Origin of the sequence: Bowdeniella nasicola, from assembly GCF_900107735.1 — a bacterium.
Lineage (GTDB): Bacteria > Actinomycetota > Actinomycetes > Actinomycetales > Actinomycetaceae > Bowdeniella > Bowdeniella massiliensis.
The window spans coordinates 148,791-175,718 of the sequence record NZ_FNQV01000002.1; the positions used below are offsets into that span (position 1 = coordinate 148,791).

General features: G+C 63.9%; 22 protein-coding genes. 14 read left to right on the top strand and 8 right to left on the bottom strand.

Annotated elements, in window-relative coordinates:
* Positions 1-112: 112 nt before the first annotated feature.
* Positions 113-1,894 (top strand): RNA polymerase sigma factor, encoded by a 1,782-nt coding sequence (locus BLU67_RS01910; RefSeq protein WP_092561451.1) that lies wholly within the window; start codon positions 113-115, stop codon positions 1,892-1,894.
* Positions 1,895-1,951: 57 nt separating this feature from the next.
* On the opposite strand, the gene BLU67_RS01915 is transcribed toward BLU67_RS01910, so the two are convergent.
* The gene (locus tag BLU67_RS01915; protein ID WP_092561453.1) at positions 1,952-2,164 is read right to left on the bottom strand and encodes a DUF7455 domain-containing protein; all 213 of its coding nucleotides are present in this window, start codon (positions 2,162-2,164) and stop codon (positions 1,952-1,954) included.
* A gap of 142 nt (positions 2,165-2,306) precedes the next feature.
* Here BLU67_RS01915 and BLU67_RS01920 point away from each other — a divergent pair, with 142 nt between their 5' ends.
* Complete coding sequence (locus BLU67_RS01920) at positions 2,307-4,415, top strand: DNA gyrase/topoisomerase IV subunit B (RefSeq protein ID WP_092561455.1); 2,109 nt, start codon at positions 2,307-2,309, stop codon at positions 4,413-4,415.
* 126 nt (positions 4,416-4,541) lie between these two features.
* On the top strand, positions 4,542-5,579 hold the full coding sequence (locus BLU67_RS01925; RefSeq protein WP_143027307.1) for a GNAT family N-acetyltransferase: 1,038 nt from the start codon (positions 4,542-4,544) through the stop codon (positions 5,577-5,579).
* Here BLU67_RS01925 and BLU67_RS01930 read toward each other — a convergent pair.
* Positions 5,576-8,059, bottom strand: a complete 2,484-nt coding sequence (locus tag BLU67_RS01930; protein ID WP_092561459.1) for a DNA gyrase/topoisomerase IV subunit A — start codon at positions 8,057-8,059, stop codon at positions 5,576-5,578. The genes BLU67_RS01925 and BLU67_RS01930 overlap by 4 nt on opposite strands.
* An 81-nt stretch (positions 8,060-8,140) precedes the next feature.
* Between BLU67_RS01930 and BLU67_RS01935 the strand changes: the two genes are divergently transcribed.
* From BLU67_RS01935 to BLU67_RS01945, 3 genes are read left to right on the top strand one after another with little or no spacing between them, the layout of a single operon-like run.
* On the top strand, positions 8,141-10,687 hold the full coding sequence (locus BLU67_RS01935) for a GNAT family N-acetyltransferase (protein ID WP_092561461.1): 2,547 nt from the start codon (positions 8,141-8,143) through the stop codon (positions 10,685-10,687).
* 30 nt (positions 10,688-10,717) lie between these two features.
* Positions 10,718-11,281 carry a DUF5998 family protein gene (locus BLU67_RS01940; protein WP_092561463.1) on the top strand — a complete coding sequence of 188 codons (564 nt, stop codon included), beginning with the start codon at positions 10,718-10,720 and terminating at the stop codon, positions 11,279-11,281.
* Positions 11,278-12,375, top strand: a complete 1,098-nt coding sequence (locus BLU67_RS01945; RefSeq protein WP_092561465.1) for an alkaline phosphatase family protein — start codon at positions 11,278-11,280, stop codon at positions 12,373-12,375. Before BLU67_RS01940 ends, BLU67_RS01945 begins: the two co-directional genes overlap by 4 nt.
* Here the strand turns inward: BLU67_RS01945 and sepH are convergent.
* Positions 12,372-13,349, bottom strand: a complete 978-nt coding sequence (gene sepH, locus BLU67_RS01950) for a septation protein SepH (RefSeq protein WP_092561467.1) — start codon at positions 13,347-13,349, stop codon at positions 12,372-12,374. The two genes, BLU67_RS01945 and sepH, sit on opposite strands and share 4 nt — an antisense overlap.
* A gap of 231 nt (positions 13,350-13,580) precedes the next feature.
* Here sepH and BLU67_RS01955 point away from each other — a divergent pair, with 231 nt between their 5' ends.
* Positions 13,581-13,880 (top strand): DUF4193 domain-containing protein, encoded by a 300-nt coding sequence (locus tag BLU67_RS01955; RefSeq protein WP_092561469.1) that lies wholly within the window; start codon positions 13,581-13,583, stop codon positions 13,878-13,880.
* Here BLU67_RS01955 and BLU67_RS01960 read toward each other — a convergent pair.
* Positions 13,877-14,326 carry a DUF3093 domain-containing protein gene (locus BLU67_RS01960; protein ID WP_176780657.1) on the bottom strand — a complete coding sequence of 150 codons (450 nt, stop codon included), beginning with the start codon at positions 14,324-14,326 and terminating at the stop codon, positions 13,877-13,879. The genes BLU67_RS01955 and BLU67_RS01960 overlap by 4 nt on opposite strands.
* A gap of 54 nt (positions 14,327-14,380) precedes the next feature.
* On the opposite strand from BLU67_RS01960, the gene dut reads away from it, so the two are divergent.
* From dut to BLU67_RS01980, 4 genes are read left to right on the top strand one after another with little or no spacing between them, the layout of a single operon-like run.
* Entirely contained in the window at positions 14,381-14,839 is a 459-nt protein-coding gene (gene dut, locus BLU67_RS01965) for a dUTP diphosphatase (protein ID WP_261976994.1), read from the top strand.
* Positions 14,839-15,519: a DUF3710 domain-containing protein gene (locus BLU67_RS01970; RefSeq protein ID WP_092561473.1), complete on the top strand. Its 681-nt coding sequence runs from the start codon at positions 14,839-14,841 to the stop codon at positions 15,517-15,519. The genes dut and BLU67_RS01970 overlap by 1 nt, the downstream gene beginning before the upstream one ends.
* A 4-nt stretch (positions 15,520-15,523) precedes the next feature.
* Positions 15,524-15,826, top strand: a complete 303-nt coding sequence (locus BLU67_RS01975) for an OB-fold nucleic acid binding domain-containing protein (protein ID WP_092561475.1) — start codon at positions 15,524-15,526, stop codon at positions 15,824-15,826.
* A complete protein-coding gene (locus BLU67_RS01980; RefSeq protein ID WP_143027308.1) occupies positions 15,823-16,506 on the top strand; it encodes a DUF3159 domain-containing protein in 684 nt (227 codons plus the stop codon). The genes BLU67_RS01975 and BLU67_RS01980 overlap by 4 nt, the downstream gene beginning before the upstream one ends.
* On the opposite strand, the gene BLU67_RS01985 is transcribed toward BLU67_RS01980, so the two are convergent.
* Together BLU67_RS01985 and BLU67_RS01990 are read right to left on the bottom strand one after the other, a co-directional pair.
* Positions 16,415-17,116, bottom strand: a complete 702-nt coding sequence (locus BLU67_RS01985) for a potassium channel family protein (RefSeq protein WP_092561479.1) — start codon at positions 17,114-17,116, stop codon at positions 16,415-16,417. The genes BLU67_RS01980 and BLU67_RS01985 overlap by 92 nt on opposite strands.
* Complete coding sequence (locus BLU67_RS01990) at positions 17,113-17,781, bottom strand: potassium channel family protein (protein WP_092561481.1); 669 nt, start codon at positions 17,779-17,781, stop codon at positions 17,113-17,115. Before BLU67_RS01990 ends, BLU67_RS01985 begins: the two co-directional genes overlap by 4 nt.
* A 68-nt stretch (positions 17,782-17,849) precedes the next feature.
* On the opposite strand from BLU67_RS01990, the gene BLU67_RS01995 reads away from it, so the two are divergent.
* The 3 genes from BLU67_RS01995 (at position 17,850) to BLU67_RS02005 (ending at position 23,960) form a co-directional block, all read left to right on the top strand.
* Positions 17,850-19,823 carry an APC family permease gene (locus tag BLU67_RS01995; RefSeq protein WP_261976995.1) on the top strand — a complete coding sequence of 658 codons (1,974 nt, stop codon included), beginning with the start codon at positions 17,850-17,852 and terminating at the stop codon, positions 19,821-19,823.
* Positions 19,807-20,991: a class I SAM-dependent RNA methyltransferase gene (locus BLU67_RS02000; protein ID WP_092561485.1), complete on the top strand. Its 1,185-nt coding sequence runs from the start codon at positions 19,807-19,809 to the stop codon at positions 20,989-20,991. The genes BLU67_RS01995 and BLU67_RS02000 overlap by 17 nt, the downstream gene beginning before the upstream one ends.
* A 179-nt stretch (positions 20,992-21,170) precedes the next feature.
* On the top strand, positions 21,171-23,960 hold the full coding sequence (locus BLU67_RS02005) for an aconitate hydratase (protein WP_092561487.1): 2,790 nt from the start codon (positions 21,171-21,173) through the stop codon (positions 23,958-23,960).
* A gap of 185 nt (positions 23,961-24,145) precedes the next feature.
* On the opposite strand, the gene BLU67_RS02010 is transcribed toward BLU67_RS02005, so the two are convergent.
* The gene (locus tag BLU67_RS02010; RefSeq protein ID WP_092561489.1) at positions 24,146-25,060 is read right to left on the bottom strand and encodes a TIGR01777 family oxidoreductase; all 915 of its coding nucleotides are present in this window, start codon (positions 25,058-25,060) and stop codon (positions 24,146-24,148) included.
* A gap of 9 nt (positions 25,061-25,069) precedes the next feature.
* Positions 25,070-26,926, bottom strand: coding sequence for a chloride channel protein (locus tag BLU67_RS02015; RefSeq protein WP_092561491.1), 1,857 nt, complete (start codon positions 26,924-26,926; stop codon positions 25,070-25,072).
* Positions 26,927-26,928 lie beyond the last annotated feature (2 nt).

Genomic DNA, 26,928 nt, shown 5'->3' on the forward strand with positions numbered 1-26,928 from the left:
AAATGCCGAAATCATGCGGGGAATGAGCCCTTGACAAGGCGGCTCTTAGTGCCTAAGGTCTATAATTGTAAGCGGCGGCACGGAAAGTGCCGTCGCGTTTTTAATTCTCTGTATGGAAAGGCCCCTAGTGTCCTCCACTTCCTCAGCATCGGATACCAAGACCACCACAGCGAAGAAGAGTTCAACCTCAGCTGCCGCCAAGAAGACCTCAGCGAAGGCGCCAGCGAAGAAGACTACCGCCAAGTCAGCGACGAAAACCGCGGCGAAGAAGGCTCCCGCGACGAAGACCGCGACTGCTAAGGCGCCTGCAAAGGATGCGGAAACGACCGCGAAGGCCCCAGCTAAGAAGGCCCCGGCGAAGAAGGCCCCGGCCAAGACCGCCGAAGCTGCTCCCAAGACCGCTGCAAAGAAGGCCCCCGCGAAGAAGGCTCCCGCCAAGACTGCCACAGCGAAAAAAACTGAGTCAGCAGCCTCGAAGGCCACTGCCAAGAAGGCTCCGGCGAAGAAGGCTCCCGCGAAGACCACCGAGACTGCCTCGAAGACGGCTGCAAAAAAGGCACCGGCCAAGAAGGCGCCCGCCAAGACCACTGAGACGGCTTCCAAGACGGCTGCTAAGAAGGCTCCAGCGAAAAAGGCGCCGGCGAAGAAATCGACAGCAAAGACGACCGCTGCCGAGGAAGCCAAGGCGAAGGACCCGAAGGCTACCCTCAAGGACACTGATCTTGACGAGGTAACCACGGACGACTCTGCGTTGACCCCCGATGAGGAGATCGACGAAGAAGAGATCGATCTGACTGACTCCGCCGAATCGGCTGAATCAGCGGACTCTGCTGATTCGGCAGAGGACGAGGAAGAAGCGGAAGAAGAGAGCGAAGAAGAGGCTCCGGCCGAGAAGTCCACGAGGACCAAGAAGGAAGACCGTGGCTTCGTTGTTTCCGATCGAGACGATGATGGTCCGGCTCAGCAGGTCGTTACTGCCGGCGCTACCGCCGACCCAGTCAAGGATTATCTCAAGCAGATCGGCAAGGTCGCGCTGCTGAACGCTGAGCAGGAAGTCGATCTTGCAAAGCGCATTGAAGCTGGCTTGTTTGCCGAAGACAAGCTGGAAAAAGAAGGCGACGCGATTGATCGGAAGTTCAAGCGTGAACTGATGTGGATCGCTGCTGACGGCAAGGATGCAAAGAACCACCTTCTCGAAGCAAACCTTCGACTCGTGGTTTCGCTTGCCAAACGCTACACCGGACGCGGAATGCTCTTCCTTGACCTCATCCAGGAAGGCAACCTCGGTCTCATCCGTGCAGTTGAGAAATTCGACTACACGAAGGGCTACAAGTTCTCCACCTATGCGACCTGGTGGATTCGGCAGGCCATTACCCGCGCCATGGCGGACCAGGCTCGCACGATCCGCATTCCCGTTCACATGGTTGAGGTCATCAACAAGCTCGCCCGTGTCCAGCGCCAGATGCTCCAGGATCTTGGGCGCGAACCTACGCCAGAAGAGCTTGCTCAGGAACTCGATATGACTCCCGAGAAGGTCGTCGAGGTTCAAAAGTATGGCCGCGAACCCATCTCGCTGCACACCCCGCTCGGCGAAGACGGTGACAGCGAGTTCGGTGACCTCATCGAGGACTCCGAGGCGATCGTGCCGGCGGACGCCGTCTCCTTCCTGATGCTCCAAGAACAGCTCCATGCAGTGCTCGATACGCTTTCGGAGCGTGAGGCCGGAGTGATCTCGATGCGCTTTGGACTCAACGATGGCCAGCCGAAGACGTTGGACGAGATTGGCAAGGTCTACGGTGTGACGCGTGAGCGGATCCGTCAGATCGAATCCAAGACGATGTCCAAACTTCGCCATCCGTCCCGCAGCCAAGTGCTGCGTGACTACTTGGACTAGGCACCAAAAAACTCGGGGCGAGCTTACGGCTCGCCCCGAGTTTTTTGCTTCGTAGGATTAGGGCGTTTCGGACAGCTTCGCCGTCTCGTCTCGCAGTACCACGCCGCGACCGCTCAGACTCTCCGAGTACAGCCGTGCGTGGTGACCACAAAAGTACAGCTCGCCCGTATCAAGGCCGTAGTGCACGTAAGCTTGCGCACCACAGGCGTCGCAACGGTCGGAAGCCGAAAGTGGTTCCAACTCTTTCGTGGGTGCAGTGGTCGTTTCCATGTCTCCATGCAATCACTGTTTGCCCGGAAGCGAGACTCTCATCCACAGATCTTCGCAATGGGCTGAACGAGGTACGTGAGACATGCCTGATTATCTAGCCGATAGCGCGCCATTGCCGGTTATGTCAGCGCTCTGAATTACGATGACCGATGTGTCCCAACGCTCCAGCTATACAGCCCGCCACCTCCAAGTCCTCGAAGGCCTGGAGGCAGTTCGCAAACGCCCCGGCATGTACATCGGCTCCACCGATTCTCGCGGGCTCATGCACTGCGTCTGGGAGATCATCGATAACGGCGTGGATGAGGCGATCGGGGGCTATGCCTCGACGATTGAAATCATCTTGCGTGATGACGATTCCGTCGAAGTTCGAGACGATGGCCGCGGAATCCCGGTTGATGAGGTCGCTGGCCTAGGGCTTTCCGGTGTAGAGGTCGTCTACACCAAGCTTCACGCCGGCGGTAAATTCGGCGGCGGATCCTACGCGGCATCCGGCGGTCTGCATGGCGTCGGCGCGAGCGTGGTCAATGCGCTCTCGGCGCGAGTCGATGTCGAAGTTGATCGTGGTGGCAAAACGCACGCGATGAGTTTCCGGCGAGGTGAACCAGGCGAATTCGTCGACAAGGGAGAGCCGAACCCGGAAGCAACCTTCACCCCGTTTACCTCCTCATCGAGGCTGCGCAGCTTTGGGCGAATCGCCAAAAAGAAAACCGGTACCCGTGTTCGGTTCTGGCCTGACCGCCAAATCTTCCCCGAGACTGAGCACTTCAACCTCACCACGATCACGGAGCGCGCGCGCCAGACGTCGTTCCTGGTCCCAGGGCTGACCCTCATCGTTGAAGATCGCAGGGGCGAAGAGCCTGTCCGAGAGGAATTCCGCCACGATGGCGGAGTCGTGGACTTTGTCGACTATCTGTCACACGATGCCGCGGTGACCCATACCTGGCGACTGCGAGAGACCCGCAAGTTCACGGAAACGGTGCAACAGCTTGATAAGAATGGTCGTCTCAAGCCCGAGGACGTCGAACGCAACTGCACGGTCGACATCGCGCTGCGGTGGGGAAGTGGCTTCGATACGCTCGTCCGCTCATTCGTCAACATCATCGCCACCCCCAAGGGCGGCACCCACATCCAGGGCTTCGAACAGGGACTAACCCGCACGATCCGCAAAGCAATCGACGCCAACGCGCGGCGACTGAAGTACACGGCAAAGGATCCGAAGATCGAAAAGGATGACATCCTCGCGGGTCTGACGGCTGTCGTCACGGTTTCCCTTGAGGAACCGCAATTCGAGGGCCAAACCAAGGAGGTCCTGGGCACTCCGCAGGTACGCGCCATCGTCGCCGGTGTCGTCGATGAGCAATTGGGTGCGCTCCTTGCCTCAAATAAGCGCGACGCCAAGCTGCAATCCACGCAGCTGATGGAAAAGATCATTGGCGAAATGCGTGCTCGGGTATCGGCCCGGATGCACAAGGAGATTTCTCGTCGCAAGAACGCCCTTGAGTCGAGTGCCCTGCCAGCAAAGCTCGCGGACTGCCGAACCAAGAGCGTTGAGGACTCCGAGCTGTTCATCGTTGAGGGCGATTCGGCCCTCGGTACCGCCAAGCTAGCGCGCTCCTCGGAATTCCAAGCGCTCCTGCCAATCCGAGGCAAGATCTTGAATGTCCAGAAGGCGAGCCCAGCAGACATCCTGAAGAACGCAGAATGCTCGGCGATCATCCAGGTGATAGGTGCCGGATCGGGGCGCACATTCGACCTCGATGCGGCCCGCTACGGCAAGATCATCATCATGACCGACGCCGATGTCGACGGCGCGCATATCCGTACCCTGTTACTCACGCTCTTCTTCCGCTACATGCGACCGCTTGTGGAAGCCGGTCGCGTGTATGCCGCGGTGCCGCCGCTGTTCCGGCTCGACATCAATGCCAAGGGCCGGCGCAAGCGCGAAGTGAAATACATCTACTCCGATGCAGAGCTCCATCGCACGCTGGCGCAACTTGAGAAGCAAGGACGGACCTACAAGGAGCCGATCCAGCGGTACAAAGGTCTGGGCGAAATGGACGCCGACCAGCTGTCAGAAACGACGATGGATCCGGCCCACCGGACCCTGCGGCGAATCTCGATGGCAGACGAGGACGCGCTGCTCACTGCCGAGCGGATCTTTGAGCTCCTCATGGGGTCGGATGTCGCCCCGCGCAAGGAGTTCATTGTGGCGGGTGCGGATCAGGTTTCGCAGGAGCAGATCGACGCATAGCGATATGCTGAGGCACATTACCGTTAGTTGTTGAAGGGAGGATGGCGCGTGGGCGATTACGGCCACAACCCGAAACTGAGCCGCTCGCATCACTATCACGAACCCCCAGACCGGGCCACATTCGGGTTGCGCAGCAAGTTTCAGCAGCTGACAGAGGCGCGGCGCGCCAAGCGCAGTCCCGCCAGCAGTTCGGTACCTGACCTCCAGGGCGTCGGAAACCTCCTGTGGCGCCCGCTTCGAGCCGATGACCATTCTCGGTTGATGCAGCTCGTCTCCGATGTTGAGGACGTCGAAAACCCGCCATTTCGCACCACGAGCGGTGAGCTCAGCGAACTGTTCGCGCCCGGTTATACGACCAACTCCGTCGGCGGATTCCACGGCAATGATCTCCTCGCGTACGGCTTTGTTCGGATTCCCGACTTTGATGCGCCCTTTGAAGTAGCGACACTGTCGGGCACCATCCATCCCAATGCGCGCGACGCCGAGATCGCCACCAAGCTGCTGTCCTGGCAAGTGGCGGCCGCACGGAGCCTTGTCAGCGAACGCGCTCGGGGCGTGCCGGCATACGTCCAAATCCACGTCGACGAATCCGAGTCTGGTTCGCACGAACTCCTCAGCGGCCACGGTTTCGTCGCTCACGGCGTGGTGACCCAGATGCGACGGCAGCTGGACGATGACCTGCCGAAGATCGAGGTCCCCTCGCACGTACGTATCGAGCCCTGGACCGAAGAGCTTCACGATGCTGTCAAGCAGGTTCACGACCTCGCCTTTGAGCAGGCGGGCGAAGACATGGCCGTGAGCCAGAAGGAATGGACACGAGCGCGCGAACGGTTCGTGCCGGAATGGTCCTACGTCGCGGTTGACCGCTCCACCGACCGGGCACGAATCGCCGGGTACGTGCTCGCAGCAAAGTGGGAAGAGGACTGGACCGCCCTCGGCTGGTCCGAAGGCTACATCGAAGCGATCGGGGTCCTGGAGGAGTGGCGCAGCCAGGGCGTAGCAAAATCGCTGCTCGTGAAATCGATGAAGGCGATGCGTCGCGACGGCATGGAATACGCTGGGCTCGACGCGGATAACCAGAACCCGACGGGCGCCCAGCAGGTCTTTGCGACGCTCGGTTTTGAGCCGACGCACACGACGACGCAGTACGTCGTCGAGCTTTAGCCGATTCCTGCGATCGCGCCCGCCGCGGGCGTGCCTGAACCGTCGCGCCGTTCGTCGAGCTCCGGCAATTCGAGCGCCTGGCCCGCACTGCCGACTGCGCGAGGATCCAGCCCAACCCACGCACGCACCAGTCCGTCGTGACCGCTGCGGATGCGATGGGCGCGAACGCCCATGGTGGCCCGTCCCTTGCCGGGATAGCGATCCAGCGGGGTCACCTTGACGAACTGGTCGGCCATCGGATGTTCAAAACTACCCGCGACGGTGACGACGCTCGCGGCCGCGATCTCCGCATCGGAGACGACCGCGAGGGCGATGACGTGAGCACCCTCGGCGAGCTTGATGCCCGCCATGCCGCCGGCGCCGCGGCCCTGGGGACGAACGGCATCGGCAGCAAAATGCAGGAGCTGGGCGTCGCTCGTAACCAGGATGAGGCGATCATCCTCGGCATAGGTGCGTCCCGTGCCGATAACGCGATCGCCGTCGGCAAGGCCGACAATGTCAAAGGCGTCCGCGTTCTTCGGGAAGTCCTTAGTCGTGAAGCGTTTGATCTTGCCGTCTCGGGTGGCAAGGACGTTGATCGCGGAATCGTCGGCGACGTCGATAAGCCCCACGATCGTCTCACCCGTCGGGATGCTGACGAGCTCGCCGGCCGGCACACCGCCCGCGAGCGAGGGAGCGGAGCCGGTGACCGCGAGGGCGGGAATATCGAGGACGCTGATGCGCTGGACCTGGCCCGAGGACAAGACAACGCCGACTTCCCCGTGCGAGCGGGCGCGAACTGTTGCCACTAGGGCATCGTGGGCGCCGCGCGCTCCCGAGCGAGAGACGGCGGGGGCGTCGTCTTCCAGCGGCAGCTGGTTCTCGGTGGCGGCGAGGCCCGCATCGGGGGCGTCGAGGCGGGCAAGCAAGCCCGTCGTTGACAGCATGATCGTGGCCGGCACATCGGGCACCTGCAGGGGCACGGCCGGGTCGGCGGCGGTGCGTGGCGTGCCGGCCGATTCCAGTAGGACGGTGCGGCGCGGCGTGCCATGCTCGATTGCGATGCGAGCGAGCTCGTCGGAGACCACCTCACGCAGCCGCTGATCGGAGGCGAGGATTTCTTCCAGCTCCGCGATCTCGCGCGCGAGCTCCTCGGCTTGTCCTTGCAGCTCAATGCGCGAGAACTTTGTGAGGCGGCGCAGGCGCAGCTCGAGGATGTACTCGGCCTGCGGTTGGGATAGGTCAAAGACCATCATGAGGCGCGAGCGCGCTTCATCGGCCGTTTCCGAGGAGCGAATGACCTGGATGACCTCGTCGATATCAGCGATCGCGATGAGTAGGCCCTCGATGAGGTGGAGGCGCTCTTGGCGCTGGTTGAGCCGGTATTGCGAGCGGCGGCGTACGACGTCGATGCGGTGATCGACGTAGACCCGCAGGAGCTCTTTCAGGCCCAGTGTTTGGGGCCGGCCGTCAACGAGCGCCACGTTGTTCATGCCGAAGGATTCTTCCAGCGGGGTCGCGCGATAGAGCTTTTCGAGCACGGCCTCGGGGTTGAAGGCATTCTTGACCTCGATGACGAGTCGAAGTCCGTGGTGCCGGTCGGTCAGGTCGGTGACCGCGGAAATGCCGGTGACGCGCTTTTTGTCGACGGCGTCCTTGATCCGCTCAATGACGCGCTCGGGGCCGACGAGGTAGGGCAACTCGGTGACGACGATCCCCTTCTTGCGGGGCGTGACGTTCTCGATCCGCGCGGTCGCGCGCGTGCGGAAGGAACCGCGACCGGTGGCATAGGCCTCGCGGATTCCGTCCAGGCCGACGATCTTGCCGCCGCCGGGCAGGTCCGGGCCCGGCACGAAGTTCATGAGGTCATCCAAACTCGCGTCCGGATGATCGATCAGGTGGCGCGCGGCCGCGATGACCTCGCCCAGGTTGTGGGGGGCCATATTCGTCGCCATGCCGACGGCGATGCCGGATGCGCCATTGACCAAGAGGTTCGGGATAGCCGCGGGTAGCACGGCGGGCTGGGTGTATTGGTTGTCGTAGTTGGGGACGAAGTCGACCGTGTCCTCGCCAAGCGAATCGGTCATGGCGAGTGCCGCGGCGGCGAGTCGAGCCTCCGTATAGCGCGGCGCGGCCGGACCGTCGTCGAGGGAACCGAAGTTGCCGTGGCCATCGACGAGCGGCAGCCGCAGCGAGAAGTCCTGCGCCATCCGCACGAGCGCGTCGTAGATCGCGGTATCAGAGTGGGGGTGGAGCTTACCCATGACCTCGCCGACGACGCGCGAGGACTTGACGTGGCCCTTATCGGGACGGAGCCCCAGCTGGTCCATTTGATAAAGAATGCGGCGTTGGACCGGTTTAAGGCCGTCGCGGGCATCGGGCAGGGCGCGCGCGTAGATGACGGAGTAGGCGTATTCGAGGAAGGAGGACTCCATCTCTGCTGAGACGTCGATATCCACGATCTGCTGCGCGCTGGTGGGCTCCTTGGAGCGGTTAGCCATGTCATGATTATCCGTGATTTCGCGCCAAACTCAGGGGTGCAACACGGCAAAGCGGTCAATTGGAGGCGTTAGTCTGGGCACATGGAGGCAACACACCCCTATCCGGCCCAGTGGGAAGCAGATGTGGTGCTGCGCGATGGCGCGACGATGCACATCCGCCCCGTCCGGCCCGAGGATGACGCCGCGTTTCGCGCACTGCACGCCGGACAGTCGGAGTCCTCGATCTACTACCGGTTCTTCGCACCGCGCTCGCACCTGTCCGATAAGGACGTCGGGGATTTCCTGAACGTCGACCAGCATCGCGATGTCTCCCTCGCGCTGTTCGAAGGCAGCGGGAACGAGGCGGTCATGACGGGGATCGGGGGCTTTAATACAACGCGCGACGGCGTGGCGGAAGTAGCGTTCTACGTCGCCGACTCCCAGCACGGCAGGGGATTGGGCTCGGTCCTATTCGATCACCTGGCGGCGGCGGCCCGGGAGCTGGGGATCCACGAGTTTGAAGCCTTCGTCATGCCCCAAAACCGCAAGATGATTAATGTCTTTAAGGATGCGGGTTACCGCCTGCACACCTCGCTCGACGATGGCGTCATCGAGATTCGGATCGATTTGCGCTCCACGACAGAAGCGTGGCGCGTCATGACGCAACGCGAACAGCACTCCGAGGCGCTGGCGATGCAAGCGCTCATGGCGCCGGGTGCTTACGTGCTGCTCGATGATGAACGCGCGGTCCTCGCGCCGCTCGCGGCCCGACTCTTAGAATCCGGCGCGGACCTCGTGCGGGCGAGCGAGGCAGAACTGTCGGGCCGGCTTGCCCTTATCTCGACCCCCACGCCACAGCTGGCTGATGTCCTCGATGAGCTCGGCGAGCGGGGCGTGCGAGCGGCGATCGTCTACTCGGGACACCACACCGTCGACGCGGAAACATCGCTGCGAATCCTGCGCGCCGCCAGGGGAGCGGGCATGCGCCTTCTTGGACCGGCGTCCCACGGCATCGTCACGATCGACGGCACGGACCTGACTATCGAGGCGGGGGTGCCAACGGGCGGCAACGTCGACCTGTTCGTCCAGAGCGCGGAGGCAGCCGTTCAGCTGCTGACGGGCATTCGGACCTCCGGGCTCGCACTGCGCACGATGGTTGCTGCCGGGCACCGCCTCGATATTTCCGGCAATGACACGATGCAGTACTGGGCTGCGAACCCGAGCGAGGGCCCGGCGCTCATCTGCCTCGATACGGTCGGAAACGCGCGGAAGTTCGCGCGCATCGCGCGCCACCTTGCCACCGGGCGCCCCGTCTTCGCGCTCATCACCGCGGGCGTGGGCTCCGATACGCTGCCCGGCCATCTCGTCTCGACCTCGAGCGAGGGCCCGCGCGTGCTGCACCACATCCTGCGGCAATCCGGCGTCGTCGCGAGCCGCTCACCGCGCGAGATCCTCGACCTGACGCGGGTCGCGGCGCAGCAGGGAGTGCCGGCAGGCACCCGGCTCGGAATGATCACCTCCTCCGACGCGCTGGCGACCGCGCTCACCGCCGCCGCGCGCCGACACGAGCTTCAGGTGGCGGCTCGGCTCGATATCGATTTGGAAGCCCTCGAGCCCTTTGCAGCCCAGGCCGAAGCCCTGCAGCGGGAGTGCGATGCCGTCATCGTCGCGCTGACCGCCGTCAACGAAACGCAGACGCGGGCCCTTGCCGATGCGCGCGATGAGCTGCTCGGCATCGAACGCCTCGTGCCGTGGGTCGCGGTCGTCGGCGGGACCAGGGAAGATCGGATTCCGACGCCGACCGGGCCGCTGCCGCACTTTAGCGACACGGAAACGGCGCTGTCGGTGCTTGCGCGGTTATCGCACGCCGAACAACGCCGCAGCGAGCTGGTAGACGCGCAACTCGTCGCCTTTGAGGATCTCAAGCTATCCGAGGCGCACGCGCTCGTAGAAGCCGCGGCCGGCGAACGGGACGCGGCGCTGAGCGAGGAGCAGAGCTCGGAACTCCTGGCCTGCTATGGCATCGACCTGCTGCCAGCTATAGAAGCGAGGACCGAGGAGGAATCGCTCGCGGCCGCGGAGAAACTCGGGTACCCCGTCGTCTTGAAATCCGGGCGCAGTGCGCTGCGGCATCGCGCAGACCTCGGGGGCGTGGCGCTCGATCTTGGCGATCCCGAAGCGGTGCGAGCTGCGGCTAGGCGTTTCCTAGCGCGCGGCGAAGAGCGCTGGGACGTGCAGTCGATGGCGCCCGCCGGCGCGGCGTGCGTCGTCTCCGCCTGGGAAGACTCGCTGTATGGCCCCGTCATCTCCTTCGCGCTCGCCGGCGACGCGGAAGAGATCCTGCAGGACATCTCCTACCGCATCGCGCCGTTAACCGAGGCCGATTCACGCCAGATCATCGAGGAGGTCGCGGCCGCGGTGCGGCTGAAGGGCTACCGGGGATTGCCTCCGCTCGATATCGACGCCCTGGCAGAGCTCATTGCGCGCGTGTCATTGCTCAAGGATGACCTGGCGGATGTCGCGCGGATCCGGCTCCACCCGGTCATCGTGGGGGAGACGGGCGTGCACGTCGCGGGCGCATCCGTGACGGTTCGAGCCGCCCACCGCAGCGATGACGCCCGGCGCGCGCTGCGCAGCCCGACGGCGTGAAAATCGGCGGTCAGTGCCACAATGGGAGGCATGACGACTTCCACGTGCACGATGAGTGACGTCATCGCCGAACTCAATCAGGCCGCATTCCACCCCGCCGCCATGGCGAGCTATCTCGAGGAGTGCCTGTTTGAGGAAGACATTTTAGGGTTCTTCGCCGGCGCTCAAACCACCTTCGATCGCGGCACCATTGCGCGCTATGCCAACCTCTTTGTCGTCACGCCCTCCCGACTCATTCACGTCTACGCCTCGGACCTGCCGTTTCCGGAATCGAGCGAAGAGGTCCACATTCAGGTCCAGACGGTCCCGCTAACGAAGCTGCTCAGCGTGGACGCCGTCTATGGCCACTCGGCCGAGGGCGGCCCCGCAGCGGATCTGGTCCTCGCGATTGGGTGGGGTGGCGCCTCGCGCATCGTGATCGACTTCGGCTCGTGCGATGATCCCGATTGCGCTGGCAGCCACGGCAGTGGTGGCGCCGCCCAGGAGGACATCGTGATCCGAGTCAGCGCGGAAGGCGATGGCGCCAAACGATTAACGGCTGCCCTTGATTTTGCGCGCGCCCTGCGGCGCGCCCAGTTTGCCGCGATCTCATGATCCTTCTGCGCGACGTCCTCGCCGCGGCGGCGCACACTGTCGGCTATGTCAGCAGTGACCCCGAGGACACCTGGGAGCAGGCCGCCAGCGCCGTCGGACTGCCTGCGGCTTCCCGCTATATCGTCGTGCTCATCGACGGCATGGGCCTGACCCAGCTTGAGGCGCGCCGCGGGCACATTCCGTTCTTGCGGCGTCGGAACCTGCAGTCGGCGCGTACGACGGTTCCGTCCACAACCGCCTGCGCGATTTCGAGTATCGCGACGGGCTACGATCCCGGCCGCACCGGCATGATTGGCTTCACCGCGCGAGATCCGGAAAGTGGCTCGCGTATCCAGTTGCTGTCGTTCGCTGATTCGCCCGTCACGCCCGAGGTGTGGCAGGCCGAGCCCACGATCGCGCAGCGCGCGGACCATCACGGCACGATGTGCTCCATCGGCCCGGAAAAGTTTCGGGACTCCGGACTCACCCTGGCAGCGTGGCGCGGTATGCGGGAGGTCTACGCGGAGACTTTCGAGGAGCGAGTACAGGCGGCACTCGCCCAGCTCAACCGGGGTGCGCGTCTCGTCTATCTGTACTGGGCGGACCTCGACCATGCCGGACACGTTCACGGGTGGGAATCAGAGGAATGGACCGCTCAGCTCGAACACGTCGATGCGCAGCTGTCCTCGCTCGCGAGCGCGCTCCCGCGCGATTCGGGCCTGGCCATCACGGCCGATCACGGAATGGTCGATATCTCGCAGCGACGAGATATTGCTGCGAGTCCGCACGCCACTCAGTGCGTGACTGCGGGCGAAGAACGCATGCTGCAGGTCTTCGTCGACGAGCCGGACCGCGTCGGTGAGATTGCGCAGCACACAGCGACCTGGCTCGGCGATTGCGCGCGAGTGTGGTCACGCGATGACATGCTGGCAGCGCTCGGCGGCGTCAGCGCGCGGGTCGCACCCAGGGTTGGCGACTTCGCCATCGTCGCCGAGGGGACTTGGGGGATTAGCGATTCACGCTGGATGAGCGAGAATCAGATGCGCCTCGTCGGCGCCCATGGCGCCACGAGCGAGGCAGAAATGACCGTCCCGCTCGCTGTCGAACTCAGCTAGCTATCGGACTTTCCGCCGAAGACGATCTCATCCCACGACGGCACCGAGCGGCGACCGGATTTCTTGGACTTTTTCGGCTTTTCGGGCCGCTCGACCTCGATATCGAGCTCGTTCTCGCCGGGTGGCTCTGGCTCCCGATCAGGAAACGATAGGACAACCGCATCGTTGGCTTCCTCGGGGCGGGAGGGGTGAGCCGCGGGGATATCGTCGCCCCCGCCAAAGAAGAGGTCCGAGGTCTCATCGCTCGCGCCAAAGGGGGAGGGCTCTGGACGACGGCCGCGGTTCTTCGCCAGATGATCCAGCAGCGATTCAGTATTCTGCTCGCTGCTCTCCTCGCCCTCATCCGGGCTGTCGGCGGAATCAACCAATGGATCAAAGGAACGGACGTGACGGCGTGCTCGAGGTGAGGCCGAGTCCGTTTCTGACAGCCACCGAGCTTCGTCCTCCATGGCTTTGACGGACCGTGCTGCGATATCGAGACGCCAACGGGCGACCCGTTCTTTTCCGCCAGCAGTGAAGCTCACCGTGACATTCCAAGGTTCCGTGGACTCGCGGAATGCGTGCCACCGCAACGAGTCTGTATCGACGCCGCGTTCAGCGAGCCGGTCCACGACGATCTCGCCGAGGGTCGGCGCGCCGAGCTCATGGCCGACTGTGCATTCGCGGGCCTGTTGAATCGCCCAGTCCCGTTCGGCGACGATAGGACCTTCGTAGCGACGGACGTGTTCTTCACTCACGTTGCCATTGGCGGCGACTTCTTCCACGCTCGCTCCCGCGCGCAACATCGCCTGAATATCGCGGGGGCGCAGGCTCGGCGTGCCGCTGGCAGGTGTGGATTGCACGACGGGGCTGGGCCGCCGCAGGGCGTGGCGAAGCTCCGGCGTGATGGGAAGGTGATACGTCTTCCCATTGTCGTCGGAAAGGACAATGTGGGTGCCATCGGACTGGAGTGACACAAAGTTCAGCTTGGTCATCAAACCTCCCGCTCTTACGCCTGAACACTACCTGGTCGGAAGCGATCGGAGCACTCGGCGCGCCGTTCCGCTTCGCTAAGGAGAGCCAAGCGCCTAGGGTGATGGACCCCTCACGTCAGGATCTCGCTCCAGCGCGCGCATCGCGTTCGAATTTATGGTAAGAATCCCTGGTACGCACCTTTCAGTGCGTGAGAAGCAGCCACCCTAGTGATAAGCGGAGCGTGACGCCCGATGGCCACCGATTACGACGCCCCACGCAAGAACGACGACGACATGAATGAGTCGTCGCTAGAAGAACTCAAGGCGCGGCGCGGTGAATCACAATCCTCGTCGGTAGACGAAGACGAAACCGAAGCCGCGGAAGGGTTTGAACTTCCCGGCGCGGATTTGTCGAACGAGGAACTCTCGGTTCGCGTCCTGCCCCCGCAGGCGGATGAGTTTACCTGCATGCAGTGTTTCCTCGTCCACCACATTTCTCAGCTGGCCTCCGATGAGGGCGGCGTGATGATTTGCGCGGAGTGTGCCGGTTAGTGAACCGCCGATTCGTGAAGGACCTGCACCAAACGGTGCGGGTCCTTCACGCATAACAGCCAGTATGGCGTGGGATCCCGCGGATCATCGATGCCGACCTTCACGGCGGAGCTGGCCCACGGGCGGTGGACGACCCAGGCTCGAGTATCGGCCGCCGGTCCCATCGCTTCTCGTAGCGCCGGGGCATCGAGTTCTTCGGCGGTGGTAAGAAAATGCAGCGGAATGTGCGCTCCGCCGGCTTTCAGCTCCCCATCTTCCACCACGGTGACCGGCGCAGAGCCAATGAGTAGCCCGACAACGACGAGACCTCCGATCACGGCCACAATCCACGCCAGCGTCGTCGAGACGGGAACGAAGATGAGCCCAAAGGATGCCCCGAGCAGACCTAGGACGATCATCATGAGGGGCGGGGGCGTTAACCGGGAGGAATAGCGCGTCGCAGTCACCTTCTTACTGTGACACATTGGGACCGTCCAACAAACCGCGATACCGTTAGGCCCGTGAACGAGTTGAGTATTGCCGTGCGGAAGTTAGATCCAAACGCCCAGTTACCGGTGCGCGCGCATCACGATGATGCGGGCGCGGATCTGATCAGCAATGAGGACTGCGTCATCGCCCCCGGCGGGCGGGCCCTCGTGGGAACCGGGATCGCCATCGAGATTCCCCACGGTTATGCAGGTTTCGTTCACCCGCGCTCCGGACTCGCGGCGCGCGAAGGCCTGACCGTCTTAAATGCGCCCGGAACGATCGATGCCGGATATCGTGGCGAAGTCAAGGTTATCTTGCATAACACCGATCCGGATTCGAGTGTCACCATTAACGTCGGCGATCGAATCGCCCAGCTCGTCATTCAGCAGGTGAGTCTGCCGCGATTTGAGGACGCGGAATCACTGAGTTCCTCGGCGCGGGAGGCCGGCGGGTTCGGATCGACGGGGCGCAATCGAAAGGGTGAAAACTGATGGCATGGTTTGGTCGTAAGAAGTCGAAGATCGATAAGGCCCGTGAATCCGTCGCGGAGGAGACGCCCAGCGAAGACGATGCGCTGCCGACGGGTCCGTTCGATATCGAGCAGGTCGATGACCTTGAGGGTTACCTCGATCTTGGCGTCCTCAAGATTCCGATCCAGCCTGAGATGAACATCCGTATTGAGCTCGATTCAGCAACCCGGGCGCCGTTGGCGGTCTCAGTTGGACTCGGCGATTCGGTAATGCAGCTGCAGGCCTATGCGGCCCCGAAGTCGGCCGGAATCTGGAAAGACCTACGGGCCGAACGAGTCGAAAGTGCCGAGGCGCAAAACGGTGAGGCGATCGAACAGCACGGGCCCTTCGGTTCTGAAGTCGTCATGAAACTCCCGGTCCAAACACCGGCAGGAAGCGGAATTCGTCCACTTCGATGCGTGGGCATCGACGGTCCGCGATGGTTCCTGCAGGCCCTGTTCATCGGCCCCGCAGCTACCGACATGAAGGCGGCCGTGCCGCTGGAAGAAGCGCTGCGCGGCGTGGTGGTCGACCGTGGTGACGAACCGCTGCCACCCAAACGCATCATCGCGCTGACGATCCCCGGCCAAGCCCAAGCAGAGCCCAGTACGCCATCGTTTAATATGCCCTCCCGAGGGCCCGAGATCACGGAGATCCGATAACGCCATGGCGACCTCGACGCAGCACGGATTACCGATTGCTGAAGTCCACCCGCGCATGCGTGCCCGGGTGGCAGGCCGGGTCAGCGCCGTGACGTATCGGCCGGAGTCGCGCAACCCGCAACTACGCGCCCGGCTGACCGACTCCTCCGGCAGCCTCGATCTGGTCTTTCATGGACGTCGTGAGATCGCTGGCATCACGCCGGGACGTCATCTCATCGCGACGGGCACCGTGTACGAAGAAAATGGGGACATCGTGATTTTTGATCCCGAGTATCGTCTGCTGCCATCGGGGAGCCTCGACCTGTGAGCGAATCTGAGTCCCCGAAGCGCGGGATGAAACAGATCAGTGCCGACGAGTTCGACCTGTCGGCCGCGATCGGTGGCGTACGCGGAGTCATCGAATCCGTTGCTCCCGTCATCGTTTTCCTTGCGATCTACCTGTCCACCCACGAACTGTGGTGGGCAGCCGGGCTCGCGCTTGCCGTCGCGGCCGCGCTACTTGTTGCGCGGCTCATCGCCCGCACCGCCGTGAACCAGGCCCTTGGCGGGTTCCTTGGTGTCGCGCTGTGTGTGCTGTGGGCGGGATATTCCGGCAGCGCCGAAGGTTACTTCGCGCCTGGGCTCGTCATCAACGCGGCCTACGGCTCCATCGTCTTGCTATCGGCACTGTTCAGGTATCCCATCATCGGATTCATCGACGGTCTTGCGCGGGGCGAAAGGAACTGGCGCACGAGCCCGAAGATGGGACGCTACTACCTGCTGACCGTCATGTGGGCGGCGCTGTTTGTGCTCCGCCTGGCCGTACAGTGGCCGCTGTATGCCTCAGGTAATGTCGCGGCGCTGGGAACGGCACGACTAGTCATGGGGATCCCGCTGTTCGCGACCGCAATCTTTGTTAGCTGGCTGGTTCTTCGGGATCGTAATCCTCATGACGAGGCGCAAGCAGATCCTGCAACGCCTGAAGATCATCAGCACCGTCCTCAGTGACAATCAGCAGCACCTCATCGCCACTTTCCAACGTGTCATCCGGGGTCGGTGCGATCGGCTGATTCGCGCGAATGATGGTTGCCAATTGCGTCGATGAGGGCAATGCGAGGTCCGCGATGCGGGTTCCAAGGACGGGGGAGTCCACCGGCAAGGTGATCTCGTACATCGAGGCTCCAGAGGAGTGGAAGGTAAACAGCAGCACGAGGTTTCCGACCGAGACTGCTTCTTCCACGAGCGCCGTCATGATGCGAGGCGTCGAAACCTGAACATCGACACCCCAGGCCTCGTCAAACATCCATTCGTTCTTTGGATTATTGACGCGAGCCACCACGCGCGGCACCCCAAACTCTGTCTTAGCCAACAGTGAGACGACCAGGTTGACCTTGTCATCACCGGTCGCGGCGACGACGACGTCGGCGTCATCGGTGCTCGCCTGCTGCAAGGCAATCGGTTCGCACGCATCGGCAAGCAGCCAGTCCGCATCGGCCACGGACGCGATTCGCATCGCGGCGGGGTTCTTGTCAATGAGGGTGACCTCGTGGCCGTGGGTGAGCAGTTCCCTGGCGATCGAGCGCCCAACTGAGCCGGCTCCGGCAATCAGGATTTTCATGAATGCTGTCCTAAGGGCCCCTTGGTGATGCGGCGTTCGATCACCGAGACATCCTTCTTGGCAGCCACAAAGTGGATGAGGTCCTGTTCCTGAATGACGGTGCGGTCATCCGGGATCATGCCCTTGCCGAGGCGCGTAATGAACGCGACCCGGGTCTCGGTATCGTCAATGAGCTCGGTGAGCGGGCGCCCAATCCAGGCGGCAGGCGCTGGCAGTGCCGTCAGGGCAATCCGGCCCGAGGCATCGAGGAACTCGGTTGAGCCGCCCATCGGCAGCATCCGGCGCACGATCTGGTCCGCCGTCCACAACACGGTCGCGACCGTCGTGATGCCAAGGCGCTGGAACACCTCGGCGCGCCGTGGGTCATAGATGCGGGCGACGACGTGTTCGACCCCAAACACCTCGCGCGCGACGCGCGCAGCGATGATGTTGGAGTTGTCGCCTGATGAGACGGCGGCAAAGGCGTAGGCGTCTTCGATGCCGGCCTGGGTGAGGGAATCGCGATCGAATCCGACTCCGGTCACGCGACGGCCGGAAAACTCGGGATCGAGCCGCCGAAACGCGTCCGGATTGGCATCGATCACCGCGACAGAATGGCCCGCGCTATCCAAGTGCGAGGCAAGCATGGCGCCCACGCGCCCACATCCCATAATTACGAAGTGCACAATGACTCACGCTACTCTCTTCGCCGTGCGTTACCAATGTGGGCGCAATCGGATCTAGCATGAAAAGCGTGTCCGCACATCCTGGCGCCTTCAAGCGTTTTCTTCTTGGCAAGCCCGTCGCCTCCGACCGGCTCGGCCATACGCTGCTGCCCAAGCGCCTGGCGCTTCCCGTCTTCGCCTCCGATGCCCTGAGCTCGGTCGCCTATGCCCCGGACGAAATCTTCCTCACCCTCTCCATTGCGGGCGTCGCCGCGCTCACGATCTCGCCGTGGGTGGGCCTCGCGGTCGTCATCGTCATGCTCGTCGTCGTCACGGCCTACCGACAAAACGTCCACGCCTATCCCTCCGGGGGTGGGGATTATGAGGTTGCCACAACGAACCTCGGGCGCAACGCTGGCCTGACCGTGGCATCCGCGCTTCTCGTCGATTACGTCCTCACCGTCGCGGTCTCCATCTCATCGGGTGCCCAATACCTCATCACCGTGCTGCCAGGCATGTACGGCTATCAGGTCCCCATTGCCGTGGGAGCCGTCGTCATCCTGGCGCTCATCAATCTGCGTGGTTCGCGCGAGTCGGGCCGGGCACTATCGGCCCCGGTGTATCTGTACATGTTCGCCATTGGCCTGCTCGCGGTTGTTGGCGCGTTCCAATACTTCACGGGATCGCTGCAGCCCGCGCCAAGCGCGCGTTTCGACCTCATCGCCCAATCGGACCTGGATGCCGGGTTAACGGGGCTAGCTGGCGGCTTCCTCGTGCTGCGGGCCTTTTCATCGGGCTGCGCAGCCCTGACCGGCGTCGAGGCGATCAGCAATGGTGTCCCGGTCTTCCGCAAACCCAAATCCCATAACGCCGCGATTACGCTTGGTCTCTTGGGCCTCATCGGCTCGGTCATGTTGATGTCCGTGGTGCTGCTCGGGCGCGCGACTAACCTCAAGTTCGCCTACGCCCCGGCTACCCAGCTGCTGGACAATGGGGCTCCTGTGGGGCCGAGCTATCACCAGGCTCCCGTCATCGGGCAGCTCGCCGAGACGATCTTCGCGGGCGCTTTCCCGCTCTTCCTCCTCGTCACGATCACGACGGGCTTCATCCTGGTGCTCGCCGCGAATACGGCGTTCAACGGTTTTCCCGTCTTGGGTTCGATTCTTGGCCGCGACGGTTTCTTGCCGCACCAGTTACACAAGCGCGGGGACCGGTTAGCGTTTTCTAACGGCATCTTGGCCCTCGCGGTCGCGGCCATCGTGTTGATCGTGATTTTCGATGCTGAGGTAACCCGGCTCATCCAGCTCTACATCGTCGGAGTATTCATCTCCTTCACGACCTCCCAGTTCGGCATGTACCGCCATTTCACGCGCGAGCTTGGGCTGTCGACCTCCGCCTCGGAGCGCCGCCGCATCCGCCGCTCACGCATCATTGCGGCCGTGGGGTGTGCGCTCACCGGGCTCGTCCTCGTCGTCGCGCTGGTGACGAAATTCCTGCACGGAGCGTGGATCACGCTCGTGCTGATCGCGCTCGTGTTCTTCCTTATGCACCGGATCCGGCGCCACTATGATCGGGTCGGCCGCCAGCTGGCCGTGACCGATCTGTCGGCCTCCCGAGCACTGCCGTCACGGGTTCACGCGTTGATCCTCGTCTCCAGCCTCAACCGCCCCGCGTTGCAGGCCATTTCCTATGCCCGGGCCACCCGTCCCTCGACACTGTCGGCGGTCCACGTCAATGTCGATCCGGAGGCAAGCGAGCAACTGCGCGCCGACTGGCGGGAAGCCGAAATCCCGATCGATCTCACCATTTTGGATTCGCCTTACCGCGAGATATCCCGGCCAATCGTCGAGTATGTGCGCTCCATCCGGAAGCAATCGCCGCGCGATCTCGTGGTGGTCTTCGTGCCCGAGTTCGTGGTTCGAACGTGGCCGGAACATATTTTGCACAATCAAACCGCGCTGCGGCTGAAGTCGAGGCTGCTCTTTACGCCCGGGGTCGTGATGTCCTCGGTTCCCTTCCAGCTCGCCGACGTACAAGAAAGTGGCCATGGAACCGATCGTTGAGATTACGGGCGTAGCCCACGGCGGCACCTGCGTTGGACGCTTGCCCAGCGGCAAAGTCGTATTCGTCCGGCACACCGCCCCGGGCGAAACCGTGCGAGTCCAGATCACCGAGGAGCTCGCGACTCGAGCCTTTGGCGATGCTATTGACGTCGTCGTCGCGAGTCCCCATCGCCGCGCGCATATCTGGCCCGAGGCCGCCCGCCACAATATTGGGGGAGTGGAGCTCGGTCATCTAAGTCCTCTGGGGCAGCGTGAATTCAAAGAGGCGGTCCTCGACCACACGCTACGTCGCATCGGGGGCGCTGACATCGCCGAGGCTGCCAACGACGTGCGCGAACCCATTCGGGTGGCATCACCGGGCTCACGCGGTACCCGCACGCGGTTTCGCACGATCCTTAACGATGAGGGACGGCCTGCGATGCGGCGCTACCATTCCAACGACCTCGTCGCGATTGACCGAATGCCGCTGGCCGTAGCCCCCATCGCCGACCTCAGTGAGGTCACCGGGCCCGCCGGAGCTCAGCTGCGGCATGTGGCGACTTCGACTGGCGAGGTGCACGTCGTGGAGGCAGGCGCCGATGTTCGTATCACCGAGCAGGTGAGCGTTGCCGGCAGTACGTACAGCTACCAGCTGTCCACCGATCGATTCTGGCAGGCGCATGAGGCCGCACCCCAGCTCCTGGCGGAGCAGGTGCGCTCGGGGCTGTTGGGTCCGGGCGACCCCGAGGGGATCTCCGTCCTTGAGCTCTTTAGTGGGGTGGGGCTGTTTTCTGCTCCGATCCACGACGTTATCGGCCGCCGCGGCCGGCTTATCACCGTGGAGGGCAGCGAAGCGGCCGCGGGGGATGCGCGTGCGAACGTCCATTCCAGTGTCGAAGTTCGCCACGGCCGCATCGATAGAAGGTCCGTAAGAGCACTCCTTGCTGAGCACAGCTTTGACGCGATCGTCGTCGACCCGCCACGAACCGGCCTGGGCAAGGATGTCGCATCGCTGCTCGCCGATTCCGGTGCGGTGGCGGTCATCCTCATCGCATGTGATCCGGCCGCATTCGCGCGAGACCTCGCGGTCTTTGTTCGCAAGGGCTACGACGTGCAGTGGATCGTCCCGTTCGACCTGTTTGAGCACACTCACCACCTCGAAACCACCGCGCTGCTCACGCTGCCCTGAGCAATGAGTTGTGAGGTCCTTGCGGCCTCAATCCACGGGTGAGCGGTCGCGCGGGGTGCTAGAACGGAGGTGGAGTGTCGAGTGGACGACATGCCGTCGATAAAGTATCTTGATATCGAGAGAGTTTGTCGGCAGGTGGTTATCTGCCCGGCTAACGAAGGACTGCAAAGGAGAACCAGGTGGATTCATTCAACTCCCGCGCCACGCTCGATGTTGATGGCAAAGAATACGAGATCTACCGGTTGGACGCCGTTGACGGCGCTGACAAGCTGCCCTACAGCTTGAAGATTCTGACCGAGAACCTACTGCGCACCGAAGATGGTGCGAACGTCACCGCCGATCACATCAAGGCACTTGCGAACTGGAACCCGGACGATGAGCCGGAGACCGAAATCCAGTTCACTCCCGCTCGCGTTGTCATGCAGGACTTCACCGGCGTGCCCTGCGTCGTCGACCTTGCCACGATGCGCGAAGCCGTCGCAGATCTTGGTGGCAGCCCCGACAAGATCAACCCGCTGGCACCGGCCGAGCTCGTCATCGACCACTCCGTGGTCATCGACGTCTTTGGCCGCGCCGACGCCTTTGAGCGCAACGTCGAACTCGAGTATGGCCGTAACGAGGAGCGCTACCAGTTCCTGCGCTGGGGCCAGGGCGCCTTTGACGACTTCAAGGTCGTGCCTCCGGGCACGGGCATCGTCCACCAGGTCAACATCGAGTACCTGGCGCGCGGCGTCATGATCCGCGAGGTTGACGGCGTCGAGCGAGCCTACCCGGACACCTGTGTGGGTACCGACTCGCACACGACGATGGTTAATGGCCTTGGCGTCTTGGGCTGGGGCGTTGGCGGTATTGAGGCGGAGGCCGCAATGCTCGGGCAGCCGGTTTCCATGCTCATTCCGCGCGTCGTTGGCTTCAAGCTGACCGGCGAAATCCCCACGGGTGCGACCGCCACCGACGTTGTCCTCACCATCACCCAGATGCTGCGCGAGCACGGCGTCGTCGGCAAGTTCGTCGAGTTCTATGGCGAGGGTGTCTCCGCCGTTCCGCTGGCTAACCGCGCCACGATCGGCAACATGAGCCCCGAGTTCGGCTCGACCGCTGCGATCTTCCCGATCGATGACGTCACCGTCGACTACTACCGCCTCACGGGCCGTTCCGAAGAGCAGTGCAAGCTGATCGAGGCCTACGCCAAGGAGCAGGGCCTGTGGCACGACCCGTCGCGCGAGGCCGCCTACTCCGAATACCTCGAGCTCGACCTGTCGACCGTCGTTCCGTCGATCGCCGGCCCGAAGCGTCCGCAGGACCGTATTGAGCTGTCGGAGGCCAAGGAAGCCTTCGCCGCAGCGCTGCCGAACTACGTCTCTGAAGAGGAACAGGAGGCCTCCGGCCTCGACGAGGCCGTGGAGGAGACCTTCCCCGCCTCGGATCCGATCGCGCCGGTCTACGGCGAGGATTCGGGAGAGGCGATCGTCGATACCCCGACCGCAAGCCGTCGTCCGCACAAGCGCGTGAAGGTCACGATGGAAGACGGCACGGAAACCGAGCTGGATCACGGCGCGGTCGTCATTTCGTCGATTACCTCCTGCACCAACACCTCCAACCCGTCGGTCATGCTCGCCGCCGCGCTCCTCGCGCGCAATGCCGTCGAGCGGGGCCTGAGCGTCAAGCCGTGGGTGAAGACCTCGATGGCGCCCGGTTCCAAGGTCGTGACCCACTACTACGAGAAGGCCGGGCTGTGGCCCGCGCTGGAAGCCCTTGGCTACCACCTCGTGGGCTACGGTTGCACAACCTGTATCGGTAACTCTGGCCCGCTGCCGGAAGAGATCTCCGCGGTCATCAACGATAACGACCTGGCCGTCGTTTCGGTGCTCTCGGGTAACCGCAACTTCGAGGGCCGGATCAACCCCGACGTGAAGATGAACTACCTCGCGTCCCCGCCGCTCGTCATCGCCTACGGCCTGGCCGGCACCATGGACTTCGACTTCGAAGCCGAGCCGCTGGGAACCGACAAGGACGGTAACGAGGTCTTCCTCAAGGACATCTGGCCTTCGCCGGATGAGGTCCAGCAGGTCATGGACTCCTCGATCACGCAGGAGATGTTCGAATCGGACTACGCGGATGTGTTCGCGGGCGATGAGCGCTGGCGTGCGCTGCAGACCCCCGAGGGTGACATCTTCGAGTGGGACGAGGAATCGACCTACGTGCGCAAGCCCCCGTACTTCGAGGGCATGAGCATGGAGCTCACCCCCGTCGAGGACATCACCGGCGCGCGCGTGCTCGCCAAGCTCGGTGACTCCGTCACGACCGACCACATCTCACCGGCCGGAGCGATCAAGTTCGATTCTCCCGCAGGCGAGTACCTGAAGTCCCACGGCGTGAGCCGTCGCGACTTCAACTCCTACGGCTCGCGTCGCGGTAACCACGAGGTCATGATCCGCGGTACGTTCGCCAACATTCGGCTGCGCAACCAGCTGCTTGACGGTGTCGAAGGCGGTTACACCAAGAACTTCCTCACCGGTGAGCAGGACTCGATCTTCGACGCCTCTCAGGCCTACCAGGAAGCGGGCATCCCGCTCGTTATCCTCGGCGGCACCGAGTACGGTTCCGGATCCTCGCGTGACTGGGCGGCCAAGGGAACCGCGCTGCTCGGAGTGAAGGCCGTCATCACCGAGTCCTTCGAGCGCATCCACCGCTCCAACCTCATCGGTATGGGCGTCCTGCCGCTGCAATTCCCCGACGGGGAAAACGCCGACTCGCTCGGCCTTGACGGCACGGAAACCTTCGACATCTCCGGAATCACGGAGTTGAACGAGGGCACGACCCCCAAGACCGTGAAGGTCACGGCGCGCAAGGACGACGGCTCGGCCATCGAGTTTGACGCCCGAGTGCGCATCGATACCCCCGGAGAGCGGGAGTACTTCCGCAACGGAGGCATCCTGCAGTACGTGCTGCGCTCGCTCGCGAAGTAACCACACGACGCCAAGATCGGTCCGGGCCCTTGAGGGCTCGGACCGATTGCGTTGTGCCCTAGGCAGGCTCGGCGACGGGGTGCATGATGGGAGCCTCACGTGTGCCGCCGGGTTCGGTTGCCACCGTCGAGTTCCACCTGGCCGACACGCCCTATCTGGCGCTGAACGGCGGCCCTGAAGCGGTCCTAATCAGCGTAGGGGCCGGCCAGCGCGCGATCGATAATCTCGGTCACCGTCGGCGCGGCAAAGGTGAAGCCGGCCTGCGTCAGTGCGTGCGGCACGACGCGCTGGCTCGTGAGCAAAAGTTCCTCGCCCATGGTACCAAGGGCGGCCAGCAGGGGAGTCGGCGCCACGAGCGGGGAGGATCGCCCGAGCGCGTCCTGCAGCGCCTCGTGCCACGCGTTGAACGTCACCGGATTCGGTCCCACGAGGTTGATCGGGCCGGAAATCTCCTGGTCCTCGATCGCGAACATGATTGCCGCGACGGCGTCGCCGATCCAAATGGAGGAAAAATACTGCTCGCCGCTGCCGAGCTGCGCTCCCAGGTGCCAGCGGTACAGCGGCTCCAAGACGCCAAGGAGGCCGTCGCCGGTATCCATGAGGTGGCCAGTGCGCAGTTGGATCGTGCGCACCCCCGCCTGTTCGGCAGCCTCGGCGGCCGCCTCCCACGCCAGGCACACCTGCGGCAGCCAGCCCTCACCGGGGCCGCTGTCCTCGCTCAGTTCGGTGGCGCCGCGCGAGCCGTAGTAACCGATGGCGGAGCCGCTGACGAACACCTCTGGCCGCTGCTCGCTCGGCAGCTCGGCGATCGTGCGGGCGAGGAGGTTCACGCTACCGACCCGCGAGGAGATGATCTCGCGCTGCCGAGCCGGCGTCCACGGCCGATCCGCGATGCCGGCGCCCGAGACGCACACGACCGCATCGGCGGCCGCGATCGCCGCCGGATCGAGCTCGCCGCGCGCCGGATCCCACGAGACCTCGTCGCCGCTGCGAGCCTCGCGTCGTACCAGGTGTTTGACGTGCCAGGAGTTCTCGCTGGCGTAGGCGGTGAGGGCCCCTCCGAGGAAGCCGGAGGCTCCCGCGATCAGTAGTGTTCTCATGGTGTCACCCTAGGGGCGCTTGCGCTCGTGCGCCTCCAGAGAGTCCCGGTGGCGGCGGTACTTCGCCAGCCGGGTGCTCATGCGCGACCCCCACGAACTCGCCGATTCCGCCTGCTGCAGGGCCCGGCGCTGCTGACGATAGATTCGGCCCACGAGATCGCGCTGCGCGACCCAGCCGACGAGCTTTCCGTCGTCATCAACAACGGCAATGCCCTCGATGCCGGCGTCCACGAGCGTGCGCAGGACGACCGAGGCGAACTCGCGCCGGTTGACGGCTTCGCGTGCGAGGGCGATGTCGGTGACGGGACGGTGTGGGTCGATGCCGTCCTCGCGTGCGGCCGCAATCCCGAGCGCCCCGAGCGTGCCGAGGTAGGTGCCATCGGGCGCGACGACGGGCACTGCGGTGGAGCCTGATTCGCGAATGACAGCGGCCGCGTCCCGGATGGACAGCGCCTCGCCGATGACGGCGGGCTCGCGGCCCATGAGGCCCTCGGCGCGCACTCGCCCTAGCAGGGTCTGTTCGACCGGGTCGTCCAGGACGTCGCCGCGGCGCACGAGTTTCGTCGTGTAGATCGTGTAGCGGGTGAGGAAGGCGGACAGGCCCGTGGCGAGCCCGACCGCGAGCATCATCGGCAAGATGAGAGCGTATTGGCCCGTCATCTCCACAATGATGAGGACGCTCGTCAGCGGCGCGCGAGCGGCGGCCGCGAAGGCAGCGCCCATGCCGATGACCGCGAAGGTCGTAAGGGAGCTGGCCGCAAAGGGTGCGAAGGCCGATGCGAGCAAGGCGCCCGTCGTCGCGCCGACGAAGAGGGTGGGACCGAATACCCCGCCGGAGCCGCCCATCGCGATGACGAGGGCGGCCAGCAGGATCTGCATGACGAGCAGCAGCGCGATCATTGCGGCATCGAACTGCCCGGTCAGCACGCGGTGCAGCGTCGCGGTGACATCGCCGTACATCGCGGGCACGGCCACGAGGCCGAGGCCCACGAGCAGGCCGCCGACGGCCGGGCGCGCCCATTCTGGTCCGCGGTAGGCCAGGTTCATGGCGTCGTCGACCAGATAGATCGAGCGCGAGAATGCGATTCCGGCCAGGCCCGCGACGAGGCCGACGAGCGCGACCCACCACAGGTCCGTCGTCGATTCGAGCAGGACGGCGGGGATGGAGACGACCTGGGTGTCGCCGAGGATCAGGTGGGCGATGACCGCGCCGGAGACCGAGGCGATGACGACCATGCCGATCGTCTCCGCGGTGAAGGAGACCAGGATCAGCTCGAGGGTGAAGACGGCGCCGGCGAGCGGGGTGTTGAAGGTTGCGGCGATGCCGCCTGCCGCGCCCGCGCCGCACAGCAGCGTCAGCTGCCGCGTGGAGAGTTTGAGTTTCTGGCCGAAAAACGATCCGATAGCGGCCCCCACCTGGACGATGGGCCCCTCTTTGCCGACGGGGCCGCCGCCGCCGATCGTGAGCGCGGTCGCGATGATCTTGACGATCGCGACGCGGCCTGGGATGACGCCGCCCTTGCGCCGCACGGCCAGCATGACCTCGGGAACGCCGTGGCCGCGAGCGAACGGCGAATATCGATTGATCGCGACCCCGCAGATGAGGCCCGCGATCGCCGGCGCGGCGATGACGAAGGCCGGATGCCAGCCCGTTGCGCCGTGGGGCGCGCCAAGCGTCGCGCCGTAATCGGCGTAACCGGTGGCAAGGCGCGAGACGGCGGCGATGAGGTATTGGAAGAGAACGGCGGCGAGGCCCACCCCGATCCCGACGAGCGCGCACAGGGCGGCGAAGGCGCTGCGGTGATGAGTCAGCAGCGAGCGCAGCCGGCGGACCGGCGGGCTCGGAGGCGTGATCGGGGTGGTCATGG